The sequence below is a fragment of the Halobacteriovorax sp. RT-1-1 genome (assembly GCF_047085455.1).
Lineage (GTDB): Bacteria > Bdellovibrionota > Bacteriovoracia > Bacteriovoracales > Bacteriovoracaceae > Halobacteriovorax_A.
Genome location: NZ_JBKIXZ010000001.1, coordinates 1628812 through 1645496, shown reverse-complemented (window position 1 = coordinate 1645496; position 16685 = coordinate 1628812). Strand labels below are relative to the sequence as shown.

General features: G+C 36.7%; 8 protein-coding genes. 6 read left to right on the top strand and 2 right to left on the bottom strand.

Features of this window, described 5'->3' with window-relative positions; translation table 11 throughout:
• Positions 1-154: 154 nt before the first annotated feature.
• Both ACMAWV_RS08075 and ACMAWV_RS08070 read left to right on the top strand, forming a co-directional pair.
• Positions 155-970, top strand: coding sequence for an alpha/beta fold hydrolase (locus ACMAWV_RS08075; RefSeq protein ID WP_392991789.1), 816 nt, complete (start codon positions 155-157; stop codon positions 968-970).
• A gap of 12 nt (positions 971-982) precedes the next feature.
• Positions 983-1789: a sterol desaturase family protein gene (locus ACMAWV_RS08070; RefSeq protein ID WP_392991787.1), complete on the top strand. Its 807-nt coding sequence runs from the start codon at positions 983-985 to the stop codon at positions 1787-1789.
• On the opposite strand, the gene ACMAWV_RS08065 is transcribed toward ACMAWV_RS08070, so the two are convergent.
• Positions 1782-2198 carry a DUF6691 family protein gene (locus ACMAWV_RS08065; protein WP_392991785.1) on the bottom strand — a complete coding sequence of 139 codons (417 nt, stop codon included), beginning with the start codon at positions 2196-2198 and terminating at the stop codon, positions 1782-1784. The two genes, ACMAWV_RS08070 and ACMAWV_RS08065, sit on opposite strands and share 8 nt — an antisense overlap.
• Positions 2198-2605 (bottom strand): YeeE/YedE family protein, encoded by a 408-nt coding sequence (locus ACMAWV_RS08060; RefSeq protein ID WP_412469603.1) that lies wholly within the window; start codon positions 2603-2605, stop codon positions 2198-2200. The genes ACMAWV_RS08065 and ACMAWV_RS08060 overlap by 1 nt, the downstream gene beginning before the upstream one ends.
• Positions 2606-2734: 129 nt before the next feature.
• Here ACMAWV_RS08060 and ACMAWV_RS08055 point away from each other — a divergent pair, with 129 nt between their 5' ends.
• From ACMAWV_RS08055 to ACMAWV_RS08040, 4 genes are all read left to right on the top strand, one after another.
• A complete protein-coding gene (locus ACMAWV_RS08055; protein WP_103217368.1) occupies positions 2735-3349 on the top strand; it encodes a Crp/Fnr family transcriptional regulator in 615 nt (204 codons plus the stop codon).
• 109 nt (positions 3350-3458) lie between these two features.
• On the top strand, positions 3459-3779 hold the full coding sequence (locus ACMAWV_RS08050) for a hypothetical protein (RefSeq protein WP_103217369.1): 321 nt from the start codon (positions 3459-3461) through the stop codon (positions 3777-3779).
• Between the two features lie 355 nt (positions 3780-4134).
• Positions 4135-13584 (top strand): tandem-95 repeat protein, encoded by a 9450-nt coding sequence (locus ACMAWV_RS08045; RefSeq protein ID WP_412469604.1) that lies wholly within the window; start codon positions 4135-4137, stop codon positions 13582-13584.
• 130 nt (positions 13585-13714) lie between these two features.
• A complete protein-coding gene (locus ACMAWV_RS08040) occupies positions 13715-16678 on the top strand; it encodes a hypothetical protein (protein WP_412469605.1) in 2964 nt (987 codons plus the stop codon).
• The last annotated feature ends 7 nt before the right edge of the window (positions 16679-16685 follow it).

Genomic DNA, 16685 nt, shown 5'->3' with positions numbered 1-16685 from the left:
TCATAATTCAAGCAAGCTAATTTTACTATATTAAAACAATATATTTTATTCAACGACCTCCCCTTTACACAGTCCCAAGTTAAATATAAATACTTGACATCAGACAATAGTTAATAATAAATATTGATAAAAATTTACTTTTTACGGATGGGCCATGAATATTGAAACCTTCAATTTTAATGATGGTAGTGAATACAAATTTGCATTTATTGAGAAAACACAAGCTGATAACTCGACTCCTGTTTTGTATATAGGAGGAGCACTCCAAAATATCAAAAATATTGAATCAGCTTTAAAAGAATTCACAAAGAAGCAAAATACAATCATATTTGAATTTTCGAAAATACCAGATAAGTATTTTACTAATAAACAAATCGATATAGATGAAGTTACCAAGAGAATATCAGATATCCTTTCCGATCTTGGCTATAAGAATATTAACCTAATCTGTTCGAGCTTTGGTGGGATTTACGCAAACTCCATTACTCAATCGAAATTGAATATCAAAAAATGTGTTCTAGCAGCATTTGGGCCAATAAGCCAACGAGGTCACGAATATATCGATAATATCATTAATAGTTCATTTATTAATGATAAAGAAGTTTTAAAGAATCAAACTCTGGAAACCTTATTAAACCATGGAGAGAAGAGTAATATAAAAAACTTTTTTTTCGTTAGAAAGTTACTTAGCTATACACTTAGCAAGTTAAACGAAGATGATTTTAAAAGACAATTACTTAGTTGTTACACTCTAAAAAATAAAACGAAAGAGCTCAAAGTACCTACCTGCAAGACCCTCTGTTTTACGGGTGAATATGATATCTTTACACCTTACTCAAATATACAAGACCTAATATCAATTAATGACAACCTTTCAATTCATAAAATAAAAAATACGGATCACTTCTGTCATATTCAAGATAGAAAGTATGTGGCCAACCTCACAAGTGATTTCTTTGATGAAAAATGAGGACATTATTAAATGAATAATATCAGTGCAAACCAAATAATCATTTTAACGATATACCTATCAACATTATATGTGATCGAAAGAAGAAAGATAATTGACTACAATGATGAATATAAGAAAGAGGCCAAATGTTCTCTCATTGTTATGTCGGGTTCACTATTAACAAAATTCATCGGTAGTCCTCTTCTATTTTTAATTGCATCACATATAGAAAAGTATAAATTCTTTGATTTTCAAATGCCTGCTTTAGTAAGGCTAATCTTAGTTTTTATCTTGGTTGATTTCGCATATTATGTTTTTCATCGTACAGCACATCAAGTAAGGCTTCTATGGGCAAGTCATTCTGTACATCACACTCCTAATGTAATGCAAGTAACAGCAGCTTTAAGACTAGGCTGGGGCGCAGTTATTCCAGGGCAAATAATATTCCTATCTCCTTTACTATTGATTGGAATAAGAGCAGATGAAATTTTCGGAATTCTATCGTTAAATCTATTCTATCAATATTGGCTACACACAGAAGTCATACGAAAACTTCCTAACTTTATCGAGTATCTTTTCAATACACCAAGTCACCACAGAGTTCATCATGGTAGAAACGATATCTATAAGAATAAAAACTTTGGTGGAATATTGATTATTTTTGATCGTCTATTTGGAAGTTTTCAAAAAGAGGAAGAATCGATAAAAATTAAATATGGCAGGTCTGTCCCTATAAAAAGCTATAATCCTTTTTTCGTCGCATTTCACGAATGGATTAGTATTTATAAGGACACAACAAACTACCTTACTCGCAAAGTAAAAAGAATTTCTAATTAACTACTTTACGTATAAGAATTGAACCGGCCACCATTGATAGAACAAAGACAATAATTGGTGCTGATAAGTTAATAAGGTTTACGATTGCTGGCCCAGGACAAATCCCGGCAATCCCCCAACCGATACCAAATAAAGCGGCACCTGTAACAAGCTTTTTATCAACAATCTTATTTGTCGGAAGATGAAATTGAGTGTCACAGATTGGTGCACCACGCTTTGTAATTAGCTTGGTTGCAATTACACCGATAACAACAGCTCCACCCATTACAAATGCAAGAGAAGCATCCCATCCTCCCTGTAAAGAGAAGATATCAAGGAAGCCAATAACTTTCTTCGGATTCACCATACCAGATACAGTAAGCCCAATTCCAAATATGATTCCAGCTAGTAAACTTGTAAATTTTTTCATTATAGTAACCCCACTAAAGAAACAACTGCTATTGCAACGGCCATAAAAGTTAAAGTTGCAACAAATGAGCGCTTAGAAAAACGTGATAATCCACACACACCGTGACCACTTGTACAACCAGAACCAAGTTGTGTTCCTGCTCCAACAAATAATCCTGCGATAATTGCCTTAGGATATGAGAGCTCTAGTGCGTAAGAGAAGAAATCAGGATTAACAAACTTAACGATCAGTCCACCTGCCAACAGACCGAGGACGAAGAAAACTCTCCAAAGCCCGCCATCATTCTTCTTATGGAAGTTAAAAAATATTCCAGAAATACCCGCAACTCGCCCATTAAAATAGAGCAAAAATGCTGCAGCTACTCCAATTAAAATTCCGCCCACAAGCGGCCATGTAAAGTTAGTCATATACTCACCTTTTTGTTAAATATCGTTACTTTGTATTACTTCTTAAGAGTCTTCTAAGACTTTCAAAGTTAAATTAATTATATATAATGATTATAAATTAACATTGATCGCCATCAAACTTGGAAAAACATGATTAAGGAAATCTTAAACAATATTGAACAACCTATTTATCGCCAATATCAAAAAGGTGAAGTTATATACAGAGAGTCAGAATTCCCACAATATCTCTATATTGTAGAAGAAGGCATTATTGGTCTCTACTACAATAGTGAAAATGGAAAAGAGAGCTTCCTAAGAGTTTACGGGCCAGGGGAAATCTTTGGCCATCGTTCATACTTTCTAGAAACTCCTTATCATGCAAACTCAGTTAGCTTGACGAAAGCTAAGCTTATGCTCATCGATCGTAAGCAGTGTGACAATATATGTCTTGAAAGCCCTGCCCTCTTGAAGAATATGACAAAGATTCTCGCAAGAGAGCTAGGAAATGCAGAGAGAAGACTGGCCGGAATGGCAGATAAATCAGCTAAGGCCAGAATTGTTGAGGCACTTGTCTACTTGAAACTCAAGCATCCTGAACACAATTGGACGAGAAAAGAGATAGCTGACTTTGCGGTATCAACTTTTGAAAGTGTGACAAGAATCTTAAGTGAATTAGAGGCGCAAGGTTTAATCACTAAGAGTGGCAGAAGTATTGATATCGTTGATGAGCAGAAGCTACTAAAATTCGCAAATGAGAATTATTAAGATCTTGTTAATTTCTTAGCAAATTTTACATTTAAAATCTCTAGAGCTTGTCTATATCACCCTATTTAGATAGGATGCGGCCAACTGTAACCCACACAAAGGCCATTTTATGAAATTAGCAATTACTCTTTTATCGTTTATCTCATGTCTAGCAATTAGCTCAAACGTAATCGCTTGTGACAATGCCGTAAGTAAGCAACTTGAAAGAAAGATTAGAGCGGATCGCCCTCTAGAAGTGAAGTATCTAATGTACCTTACTCAAGGTAGCGAACTTCTAAATGAAAGAGGAAATAAGCTAGCACAATTCAACGAAGATAAGCTTATCTACTCTGCAATTGGTTCTGAACACTCTGGTTGGTTTAATGCTGCAATTGCTGTTGATCCAGACACATGTTCGGTAGATTACATTGGCTACTTTGCAGCTGAATAAGTCAAAATTATATATTTAAAAATATTCAAGGCCCAGTCTCATCTGGGCCTTTCTATTTCCCAAACAAAATCCATGTAAAAACCTTAAGAAATTCTATAGATTTTTTGAAACTAAAAGCATTTAGTTTAACTAATTAACTTTATAAGGCCTTGAAATCTCATCTTACAATTTTGAAAGTCCACAAAAAATTGCCACAAAATTAAATATTACCCTTAGAAAGCCGATATAAGTAACTGAATTTAGTGATCTGTTCATTAAATGCTTTAATACTAAAGAAATATTATATTAAGTCGAAAATATTTAAGAACAAATTTTATTCACCATCGGCTAAATATTAAGAAAGTTGTGAGGGACTTTGAAAAAACCAATACTCTACGTCGGACTAGCGCTGGCATCACTATTTAGCTTTAGCTATATCTTCTTTGCAGAAGATACAGCGAAGACAAATAGCTACAGTGAGATTGCGAAAGAGATTGGTATTGAATATGAACTAGTTAAACCAAAAGTTAAAGCAAGGCTAAACTCAAATGTAGCTACGTTCAGTAAAAGAAGTCCATCTTCAATTGCACAAGAAAGTGTAGACGAAGCAGTTGAACCGAGTAAAAAAAGAGCAGATTTTCAAATTTCAAAACTTGCTGTTAATAAAAAGAAAAATAATTCAACACAAGTATTCTTAAACGATTCAGATTACTCTAGGCCATATTATTCGAATAATTCATTTGAAAGGATGCCTGCAAAAGCAATTGAAAAAATAGAGAAGCAAGAAGAAAGTAAACAAATTGTTTACTCCATCCCAACTCCTCCAAATGATATTGAAGAAAATGAAGAAGAAATAGATACTAAGCAACAAAACACTGGTTCAAGCAATACAGTCATTGTTACTCCGGCCATTGAAGGGCGAATCCCTCCTCTATCAGGACTAATAACACAAACAAATAAAAGTATCTTCATTAATAATGCCTATGCAGCAACAACTTGTGACAATCCAAAGGTAGAACTTTTTGATCTTGTGACAATGACAGTCCTTGAAGATAACCCGATTACATTTGAAGGAATCAACACTTCAACTTATTTTAATTTTGATGCAAAAAAGTTGGCCCTCGATCTGACAGCTCCTGCTCGTTACAAAGTCAAAGTATCTGGTTGTAGCGATGAGCTAGAAAAAGTTGTAACTAGTTACTTTACTCCACAAGATATTACTCCGGTTTCAACATTATTAGCAAAAATCACGAATACAGATTTTGAGTATACTCCAACGAAAGAGCTTGCAGATTATCTCGATCGCACAGAAGCTTTAATTGAAGCAAGTATCGATAATCAAACAATAGACTATGACTTAATTTACAGTGAGCTTGAGAATAATACAGAGGCAAGCAACATCTTCACAGAATTAACGAATGGTGAAACTGCTGCAATTTTAAAAGATGCTGCACCGAAGTTAAAAACTCTTGAAACACCTACTTCATTAAAAGAAGGAATTTCTAGTGACTTTAAAACAAGTGCAGTTCACTGGGATTCATCATATCCTGTTGCCTATCAATGGATACTTAATGGAGCGACTGTTTCAAATGCCAGTACATGGAGCTACACTCCACCAGCTGATACTGCAGCAAGTGCTGAGATAATTGTTAGAATTGGAAAGAAGAATGATGGTGACGACAATGTAAACACAGCAATTCCTCATCATCAATTTATCTATACTCTCGATGTAGAACAAATTAACGATGCTCCTACTCTTGTAGCATCCCAAAGTGTAAATGTAACAGAAGATACAATTCACAACTTCTTTCTGACAACTGGTGATGATGTGGACTCGCCAAGTCTATCTTATATTACAACTTCACTACCAACAAACGGAACGCTTACTTGTGTAGGAACAACTAATGAATGTACGTATACACCAAACGCAGATTTTGTAGGTGTTGATACCTTTACATATAAAGTTAATGATGGAGAGCTAGACTCAACTGAAGCGACTGTGACTTTAAATGTATCAAATGTTAATGATAGGCCAGTTATTGGTGCAGATCAAAGTCTGACTTTAGCTGAAGATAACACACTTGCAATCACTCTTAACCAGGCTACGGATGTTGATAATTCACAAGCATCCCTTACATATAAAATTGTAAGTTCTCCGAATAATGGAACTCTTTCAAATTGTATTACAACAGGTACATATGGAAATGATTTAACTTGTGATTATACTCCAAATACAAATTTTTATGGAAATGATAGCTTTAGTTATATTGCAAATGACGGGTCTCTAGATTCTGCAGGTGTAGCAACTGTATCACTAACCATTACTCCAGTTAACGATGCTCCTACACTTGCAGCTACTCAAGCAGAAACGACAAATGAGGATACAGTCATTAACTTCAATCTAGCGGCCGGAAGTGATATTGAAGCAACACCTCTCAATTATACTATTATTTCATCAACGACTAGTGGTGTACTTAATTGTACACAGGGAACATCGACAGCTTGTAGCTATAATCCAAATTTAAACTTTTTTGGAACTGATACATTTACGTATAAAGTTGATGACGGAGAGCTTGATTCAACAACGGCCACTGTGACAATTACTGTTAACACAGTAAATGATGCTCCAGTAATGGGAGCAAATCAATCAGAGACGACTAATGAAGATACTGCAATTAATTTCACGTTAAATACTGCAACAGACGTGGATCTTCCTGCCCAAACAATCTCATACAAACTTGTGTCAGCTCCTACTAACGGTACTCTATCAAATTGTATAACGACTGCGACTTATATCAATGATAGAGACTGTACATATACTCCAAATGCTAATTACAACGGATCAGACTCATTTACATATATTGCAAATGATACTGTCACAGATGCAGTCACTTTTGCGACGGTAACTCTAACAATTAACGCTATTAATGATGCTCCGACACTTGCTCTAACTCAAACAGTTAGTACAAATGAAGATACAGCACTTAACTTTACTCTAAATGCTGGAGCAGATATTGAAGGAGACACACTTTCATATATAATCGTTTCAGCCCCTGCAAAAGGTACCTTAACTTGTACTGGTGGTACATCTAGAGATTGTTCATATACACCAGACCTAAATGATAACGGATCAACTACTTTCACATATAAAGTAAATGATGGACAACTTGATTCATCAGTAGCAACAGTTACCGTGAACATTACTTCAGAAAATGATGCTCCTGTAATGGCCGGAAACCAATCTGAAACGATTGCAGAGGATAATACTCTTAGCTTCACTCTTTCAGGTGCTACGGATGTTGATATCCCTGCACAAACAATTCAATATAAACTAATTACAGCTCCAGCAAATGGTACACTTTCAAACTGTATTAATACATCAACGTACTCTACTGATATTATTTGTGACTATACGCCAGGAGCAAATTTCAGCGGAAGTGACTCTTTTACATATAGAGCAAATGACACACTAACAGACTCTGCAACGGATTCAACAGTATCGATTACAATCACTCCTGTAAACGATGCTCCAACTCTTGCGGCCACTCAAAGTGTATCAACAAATGAAGATACAGTACTTAACTTTAACCTAACTGCAGGTTCAGATATTGAGGCGGATACACTTTCATACATAATCGTTTCAACTCCAGCAAATGGGAGCCTTAGCTGTACAGGTGGTACATCTACGGCCTGTACATTCACACCTGATTTAAACTTTAATGGTTCAACGACATTTACCTATAAAGTAAATGATGGTGCACTTGATTCGACTCTTGCAACAGTTACAATTAACGTTTCAGCAGTGAATGATGTACCTGTTATGGCAGCAGATCAAGCACATTCAACAAATGAAGATACTGCTGTAAACTTCACACTTAATGGTGCGACAGATGTTGACCTTCCAGCTCAGACATTAAGTTATAAGATCATTACTTCTCCTACAAACGGTACTATTTCAAATTGTATTACAACTGGCAGCTATGGAACTGATATCTCGTGTACTTACACACCGAATGCAAACTTCTATGGAAGTGATTCATTTACTTATACTGCAACTGATAGTGTTGGGGTTGCTGTAACAAATGCGACAGTTTCATTAACAATCAATAGTGTAAACGATGCTCCTACTCTTGCTGGAGACTGGTCTTTTTCAACAAATGAAGATACGGCCCATAGCTTTAATCTAACAGCGGCCACTGATATTGAAAATGATGCGCTTTCATATCTTATTGTATCAAATCCAACAAACGGAACTCTTTCATGTACAGGTGGAACGTCAACAGCATGTACATATACACCAAGTCTTAATTTTGAAGGAAGTGACTCATTTACTTATAAAGCAAATGACGGAGCACTTGACTCAAATACTGTTACAGTAAATATCACAGTTAATGCAATCAATGATGCGCCAGTAATGATTGCAGATCAAAGTGAAGTAACTAATGAAGATACTCCATTTAGTATAACTTTAAATGGAGCTACTGATGTTGACCTACCAGCGCAGACTATTAGTTATAAAATAATAAACTCTCCAACAAATGGTACAATTACAGACTGTATCACAACAGGCTCTTACGGAACTGATATCATATGTACTTATACACCAAATGCAAATTTCAATGGTTCCGATTCATTTACATATCTAGCAAATGATGGACTACTAGATTCAGCAACAAGCTCAACTGTTAACCTTACAATTAACGCTGTAAATGATGTGCCAACTCTTGCAGCAACTCAAACTGTTTCAACAAATGAAGACACAATACTAAACTTCAACTTAAATGCTGGCTCAGATATTGACGGTGACACACTTTCATATATCAAGCTTACAGACCCAGCGACAGGAACATTAAGTTGCACAGGAGGGACTTCACGTGCCTGTACTTATACGCCTGCAACAAATTTTAATGGTACAACTACTTTTACATATAGAGTAAATGACGGCTCAGCTAATTCAACAGTTGCTACAGTTACGATTATTGTAAACTCTATTAATGATGCACCAGTTATGGCAGCTGATCAGTCATTTGCCACAAATGATAATACAGCACTGGCAATTACATTAAGCAATGCTACAGACGTCGATGGAGATGCTCTTACTTATAAAATTGTTACGCCACCATCTAATGGAACACTTTCAAATTGTATCACAACAGGTAGTTATGGAACTGATCTTACATGTACATATACTAGTAATGTTAATTTCCATGGTAGCGAAACATTCACATTCATTGCAAATGATGGAACTATTGATGCGGCTTCTGTTGAAACTGTAACGATTAACGTAACAGATAAAACACCTTCAGCTGCACCGACTATTGCACTTACATCTGCGACTTATACGAACTCAACTGCAAATACTATGACAGTAAGTAGCTGTAGCGATATTTCTTCTGTGATCATTAACGAAGGAAGCCAGCCGGCCGCTGGTGATGCATGGGTAGCATGTTCAACAGTTGCAAATGCTACAACATATACTCTTGCAAGTGCAACTCAAGGGCTTCATACACTTAGAGCTTGGTCAAAAGATCCACACGGAAATATTTCCACATCATCAACTAATATAAGTGTTTACTACGATACAATTAACCCAAGTCTTTCTCTAACAACTCCTTCGATTCAAAAAGGCGGAAATAATATCAATCTTGCATGGAGCGCTACTGATGCCAGTACGTCGACGGCACAAAACTTCCAAGTAGATTTCTACAACGGAAGTAGTTGGTCTTCAATTGGCACAACTGCGGCCATTAATGGACCAATTAGTTCACAATCTTTTACAAGAGCGTGGAGTGTTCCATCTATTAATACATCAAACGCTAAGTTTAGAGTTTCATTTACAGACCTAGCTGGAAACTCTGCAACAGTTGAGTCAGCTGCATTTGTGATTGACTCTATTGCACCAGCACTAAGTTATACATCACCAGCAAATAACTCTTACCACTTATCAAGTACGACGATTAACGGAAATTGTGAAAGTGGATTAAATATTAATATCTCTGGTGATATTCAAGCTGCATTTTCGATTGCTTGTTCTGGTGGGACTTTCTCACAAACAGTAAACTTCTCAGACAACGATGGAGCAAAGAATATAACAATCAATCAAGTCGATGCAGCAGGTAACTCGACTTCTGTTACAAGAACTTTCATACGTGATGAGGTCGCTCCAATTCTTACTAAAACTGCTGGTATCTCACCAGACTTTACAAATGCTAACACACCAAACGCATGGTCAGGTACTTGTGAAGGAACATATACGATTTATGTTACAGGTGATGAAACAACTTCATTTAATTGTTCTTCTGGGACATGGAGCTGGACACCTTCACCAAAAACAACAGATGGAACATTTGTTTATAACTTAGTTCAAACTGATGCTGCAGGAAATACATCTTCTCCGGCCCTATCTCTTTCTTGGCAACGTGACGCTACAGCTCCGGCATTTAATGCGACAGCACCAATCCAAATCGAGATCGGAGAAAACCAATCAGAAACAGTTCTGAGAGACAGCATAACAGTATCTGGTATTTGTGAAGGAACAAATGTTATCTCTATCTCTGGAACAGAGTCAGCAAGTATTACTTGTTCAGCGTCATCTTGGACATGGACATCGGCAAATTACACTACAGATGCCACGAGAGCATTCACATTCACACAATCTGACTCAGCAGGAAATATATCAGCACTAACATATACTTGGACAAGAGACTCTAATTTCCCTGCTCTAGCGATCGATGTTAACGCGATAAAAAATAATGGTTCTACTGCCACATTCACAGGAACGTGTGAAAATGGATTAACGATCAATATTACTGGAGCACAAACGACGACAACAACTTGTTCTTCAGGTGTATGGTCATGGACAACAGCATCAACTGCATCAGATGTTAACAATACATATAATTTTGCTCAAACGAACGCTGCCTCTAATACGACAACAGTTTCAGGTAACTGGTATCGTGAAACAGGCCTTCCTGTTATAAATACGATATCTGCAGGAGTTGCGGATCCATCACCAACTAACTTTATTCCATATTCGTTAACAGCTAGTTCTCAAAATGCGAATGTTTACCTAACTCATATTTGTCTTCAATCAAATACAACGACTCAACCTGCAAGTGACGATGCTTGTTGGATTGCAGTGAACTCGACTTCGATTGGAATAACTCCAGCACAAAATATCACTGTAACAGACTACTCTTATCTTCTTGGTTGGGAGCCTGCTTTATACGATGTTTATGCTTGGGTAAAAGATGAAGCTGGAAATATTTCATCAAACACACAAGTGCTAAGTACTGACTACGATCAAATTGTATATAGTAAAGATGCTCCTCCACTAATTTGGGACGTAGCTGCTGCTAATAATGATTTATCATCAATTCCTCCAACAAGAGCAGAATCCTCTGTTCCAACAGGTACTGACCTTTATATTCGTTGGAAGGTAGACGATGCTGTTGGTCTTTCGACTACGGCAATTAATCTTTTCTATACACAAGATGAACAAACATTTACGGCAATTGCTGGAGCACAAGGAATTTCACCACATACTAATCACGGTTGTCCTAGCATCACTTTAGCTGCAAATGAAGGTTGTTTTAAGTGGACAGGTGGTTCACCTCTGGCAACTGCATACAAGATCAGAGTTAAGGTAACAAATATCTCAGGTATTAGTACACAGCTTACTTCAACTCCATTAAATGCTGATCGTATTAAGATTATTGCAGGAAATACTGAAGCAGGTCTAGGTGGGGATGCGAGATCGGCCCTATTCTTTAACAAGCGCGTTGGTGACTCTTCTGATATCCACACTCTTGTCTTTACTGATGATGGTAATATTTATTTTGCAGATTATAAAAGAGGTATTATCACTGTTGACCCTGCAGATGGTAAGCAGAAACTCTTCATTGCAAAAACTGGAACGTCAACTGGAGATGGTGGACCGGCCGAGAGTGCAACTCTACGCTACCCTATGAAAATCACTCTTGATTATCAAGGGAGACTATTAATCCTTGATTATAACAGAATTAGAAGAGTTGACTTAAATCTTGAAAACCCAACAATTGAAACGATTATTGGTGGTGGCTCTAGCACTGCAGACACTGTAGCAAACCCACTAGATCTTCAAATGCGAGGATTATCAAGCTCTGATTACCGTACGAATGCTGTGTTATTCACACCACTACCAAATGGTGATATCTGGTTTAATGCTGAAAGATCAGAAAGTATTGAAACAGACGGCAACTTCAAAGTGCGTATCTACAGAGCAGCAACAGGGCAAGTTGAATCATTCTATCTTGGTGGTACAGGAAATGGTTGGCAGGCATCTCAAGACCTATCTAAGTGTCGAGTTGGATATACTGGTATCAAATTTAATCAAGCGACATCTCAGATTCAAGGAATCACTGGAACGGCCTATCACCATAAGAATTTTCCAGGCTGTGATATGTATGGATCAACTTCTGACTATACTTATGCAAGAATTTATTTTGATCCAACAACTGGTCAATCTATTACACCACTAGATAATAGCTACCGTTGGTATCACTACTATAACTATACAGGTATGGATGGTAACTCATATGTAACAGTAGCAAGAAGTTACATGAATCGAAATAATTTTGATGGAACATACACAAGAATCCTAGGTTCTGGAACGCTTGGAGAATGTGCAGATGGTACTCTGGCCACTGCATGTAATATGGATATCTATTCGGTTTTCGTTGATAAGAATGGAAAAATTTACTTCAGTGACCGCGGTAAAATTAGAACCCTAGATAACGAAGGGAAAGTTGTTACAATCTTTGGCCAAGGTCAGTCTTACGGAGATAATGTAAATGCCGTTAATGCTCGCTTTAGTAATATTAGCCGTGTCACAAGATTAAATAACGGAAAGATTGTTGTAAATGACACTTCATCTTACTATCTAAAAGAATTTACTATCGAAGGGAATATTCACAGTATCGCAGGTAATGGTACAGTGGCCACAGCTTCAACTGCTGCAGCTGCAACAACACAGCCAGTAAGAAACCCATATTGGACCGTAGTTGATCGTGCAACGGGAAATATCTATATGGACCGTGTAGAATGGCACTATGGACGTTTTTCAATGCTTAACCGCTCGACAGGTATGTGGGAAGATGTCTTTAGCAATACAAGTGGTACAGCTTATTATGACCCGACTTCTGATGGAAAAATTGGCAGTGACATTGATGTTGCCGGTGATCAAAACAGGGCCCTACCTCTTGGTTTTGCCAATGGTAAGCTATTCTTAAATAGAATGAGATATAACTCAACAGACCTAAGATACGAAGACTTTATGCTTAAGGCATATGATTCGGCCGATAGCTACAGACAAGAACACGTCTGGGGTGTTCTTGGATACAATAGTACAGAAGAAGGTTGTACAGAACTAAGAACTGCACCAACTTCTGGTAGCACTTGTGAATATGAGTACTGGGATAATTACAGAAATATCTACTACGATAGTGTTGATGCGAAGTATGTAACAGCGAAGATGTATCGTGGTGCTCAGCGCAGAATTATTGCCTTTAAAGACGGAAACGTTGAGCAAATTGCCTATACAGCTAGAAATATTGATGACGGTTTCGTTTACACTAGAAGAGGCGGAACGCAATATCTCTACTACTGCTATGCTAGCAGACTATATGCTCACAATATCGATACTGACACTGATCTTGGTGCCCTGAGTTGGACAATGCCTCAACTTTCATGTCGTGGTGTGGAGTTTGACTACAATCCAACTAACGACTCAATCATCTTCCCATTTGAGCAAAACGGACTCTATGGAGTTGCAGAATACTTCCTCTAAACAAGTTTAGATTACCTAACATTTGTTCCTATAAAATACTGATTTTACTCATGTACAAAAGACATACATAGTTATAAATAATGCTCAACAATGAATATTTTCATCTTATTTAAGCTAAGATGTGAGCATTATGAAGAAGATAAAAACTACGCTTTCCCTATTCGTTTTTTTCATCAATTTACTAGTACTAGGTAGTGAACTAGATATTAGTATGCTTCCAGACAAGAGTGTTCTTCCAGGTGAAGTTGCCATACAAGTTCTTCCGATAAAATCAGTATCAAATGCCACGTATAAAATTACAATTGAAAGTAATCAGCAGTGGCGTGCCGAAGGCCCAGAAGAAGCAAACCTAATTGCTGGCGATCTAACTTATTTAACTTTTTATACATACACTCCAAGCTTTGTTGATGCAGGAACAATTCATGAATTGAAAATTGTTTTTACCAATACACAGACACAAGAAAAGATTGAAAACAATATTAGCTTTGTTGTTGCCAAGAAACATAATCTCGATTTTTTTGATGCTGATCAAAATATTGAAACAAATAAGAAAAATCACTCTCTTAACTTAAAGGTTAAAAATACTGGTAACTCAAGTGAAGTTTATAACTTCTCAATAAGAAACTTAACACCTGAAGTAAGTGTGAGTGTAAACAGCTCCCCTATTACCATTGCTGCAAATGAAGTAAAGCTTCTTCCTGTAAGAGTTAACTTTAAAAATAGTACATCAACTTATGCGGCCTTTGAAGTGAGCGCAAAAGTTGGAACAATTACAAAATTTCAAAAAAAATTCCAGGTAAAATTTGTTAGCTCAACAAATAACCAGGATAGACAAGGTAATTACCTTGATACAACACTAACTATTACTAATGACTACATGAGTGTGGAAGGTAAAGACTCAAATCTAAGTTCAGTAGTCTTAAATTCTAACGGGGCCCTATCTGACTATGTTTCTTTATCAAGCTACGTACAAGCAAATATGGTCAATGGACAAGCACAAGATGCACGTGGCACATTCCACTTTGATGGTGATAACTGGCGATTTAGTGCTGGAAATAATGTCGATCTAGACGTTGATACAAATGTTGGTAACGAGGCCCGTGATGGTGTTGCCTATTCAAGAGATATATTGCCTAACCTAAAAGTTGGAACGCTAGTAGGTGTTGACGAAAATGATGAATTTAATACAGCGGCCATGGTTCAATATGACCCAAAACCAGGACAACGAACTTTTGTTATCATCAACCAGAATACAGACTCTGGAGAAACATCTGGCTCAATTGGCTATCGTGGAAATTTTAATCCTAATGATAAATTATCATTTGCACCATCCCTAACTGTTTCCGATGACCCTCAACGTGGAGTAATTCAAGATTACCGTACAGCTATTCGTTACATGGTAAGAAAGAACCTCCCTATTGCAATAACTTCTGGTTATAGAAGAGATCGTTTTCAAGAAGTTATCTATAATAATACTTCTCTATCTTACGATTTTGATGGTGTTCTTCTCGAACTTAGCAGAAATGACGAACTAAACAAAGACACTTTCGAAACAAATGAGCAGAGTAGATCACATCGCAGCTCTAATAATGTTCGTGTAAGCTTTCCAATGGGAGGAGGCTTGTCGGCCAGTGTTAACTACCAAGATCAAACTAGCTCAAGTGAAAGTGAACAAAGAAAGTTCATCACATTCGCCTACCAGAACAAGCAATTATATGCCGCAATGAGAGCTGGTGTTGCAAGCAAGAATTATACAGATGCAAATATTCAAGACTATACTAACGAGCCTTTCATATCTGTTGATTTAAGCTACAAAGCACCAAAGTTCACAATAAGATCGCATTTTGAGTATGAATCATATGGGGATGACTCATATCGTACACGTACTAGTGTAGGCGTAAACTATAATATCAACAATAACCACTTTAATGGTGATGCCTACGTTAGAGTTGGACATGATGAAGGCCAAAGAAACGATTACGTAACACAAACACAAACTGATCTTGATTATATCGAAGCAGGTATTCGAACAGGAGCAGACAGTAATTATTCATTCGAAATTTATACAAGAGCGGAAGATAATCATCAATATGATGATATCGATTATCAAATAGGTATTCGTTTTCAATACCGTTTTGGAGCAAAGACGCCAAGAGGTGTCGAAGATGCTTTTGGTGGAAAACGCACAGGTAGTATTGCTGGCCGAATCTGTATTGATCGAAACCTAAATGGCCTATGTGAAGACTTTGAGCCGGGTGTTGAAGGCCTTAATATTTATAGCGTAACAGGAAGCACAACAACCGACAAAAATGGCAAATACATCATTAATGAGCTTAAACCAGATATTGACCACATCTCTCTTATTGAGCGACAAGTTACTGCGAAGTCTTTGGAGTCAGCGCAATACTATAAGGGGACAAAGGTCATAAAGAATCAAACTGTACATGTGGACTTTGCACTAAAGGAAATATCATCAATCAATGTCTTCTCTTATAATGATATTAACAAGAATGGACGTTTTGAAAAAGACTTCGATACTCTAATTGGAGATATCACATACCAATTAATAAATAAGAATGGAGAGATTATTCCAATAAGCGCCCGTTCTTTAAATGGAATTAATTACTCACGTCTTAAAAACGGAAATTACAAGTTAATTGCGACAGCAAACTCTCCTATTTACCAAGAGATCCAGAAAGAAGTTACATTAGAGCTACCTAAAGACAATATGCAGACAATATCATTTGGGTTCGAAATCATTAATGCAGACACTCTGCCGACACAGGAGCTTATTGTTTCAGAGTTTGACAGCAGTATAATTAGTTCGCCTAAATTTAGCGCCTTATTAATATTAGACTCATCTGAAACTGAATACACAATTCTTTCAGATATTTCCGTAGAACTTGATGGCTATCAAGTTGATATAGAAATCGAAGAAGTATATTCTGGCATGTGGGATATTAATATCGACTTGAAAAATCTTATTTCATTGCTAAGTCAAAAAAACGAGATCACTATTGATATTGAGTTAGAAAATGAAAATGGTGAAAAACTACAAATCAGAAGAACTAGAAACCTCTTCTACAATAATTAAGGCCAAT

Coding starts and splice junctions, on each gene's coding strand:
- ACMAWV_RS08075 (WP_392991789.1), top strand. CDS start 155: ATGAATATTGAAACCTTCAATTTTAATGATGGTAGTGAATACAAATTT.
- ACMAWV_RS08070 (WP_392991787.1), top strand. CDS start 983: ATGAATAATATCAGTGCAAACCAAATAATCATTTTAACGATATACCTA.
- ACMAWV_RS08065 (WP_392991785.1), bottom strand. CDS start 2,198: ATGAAAAAATTTACAAGTTTACTAGCTGGAATCATATTTGGAATTGGG.
- ACMAWV_RS08060 (WP_412469603.1), bottom strand. CDS start 2,605: ATGACTAACTTTACATGGCCGCTTGTGGGCGGAATTTTAATTGGAGTA.
- ACMAWV_RS08055 (WP_103217368.1), top strand. CDS start 2,735: ATGATTAAGGAAATCTTAAACAATATTGAACAACCTATTTATCGCCAA.
- ACMAWV_RS08050 (WP_103217369.1), top strand. CDS start 3,459: ATGAAATTAGCAATTACTCTTTTATCGTTTATCTCATGTCTAGCAATT.
- ACMAWV_RS08040 (WP_412469605.1), top strand. CDS start 13,715: ATGAAGAAGATAAAAACTACGCTTTCCCTATTCGTTTTTTTCATCAAT.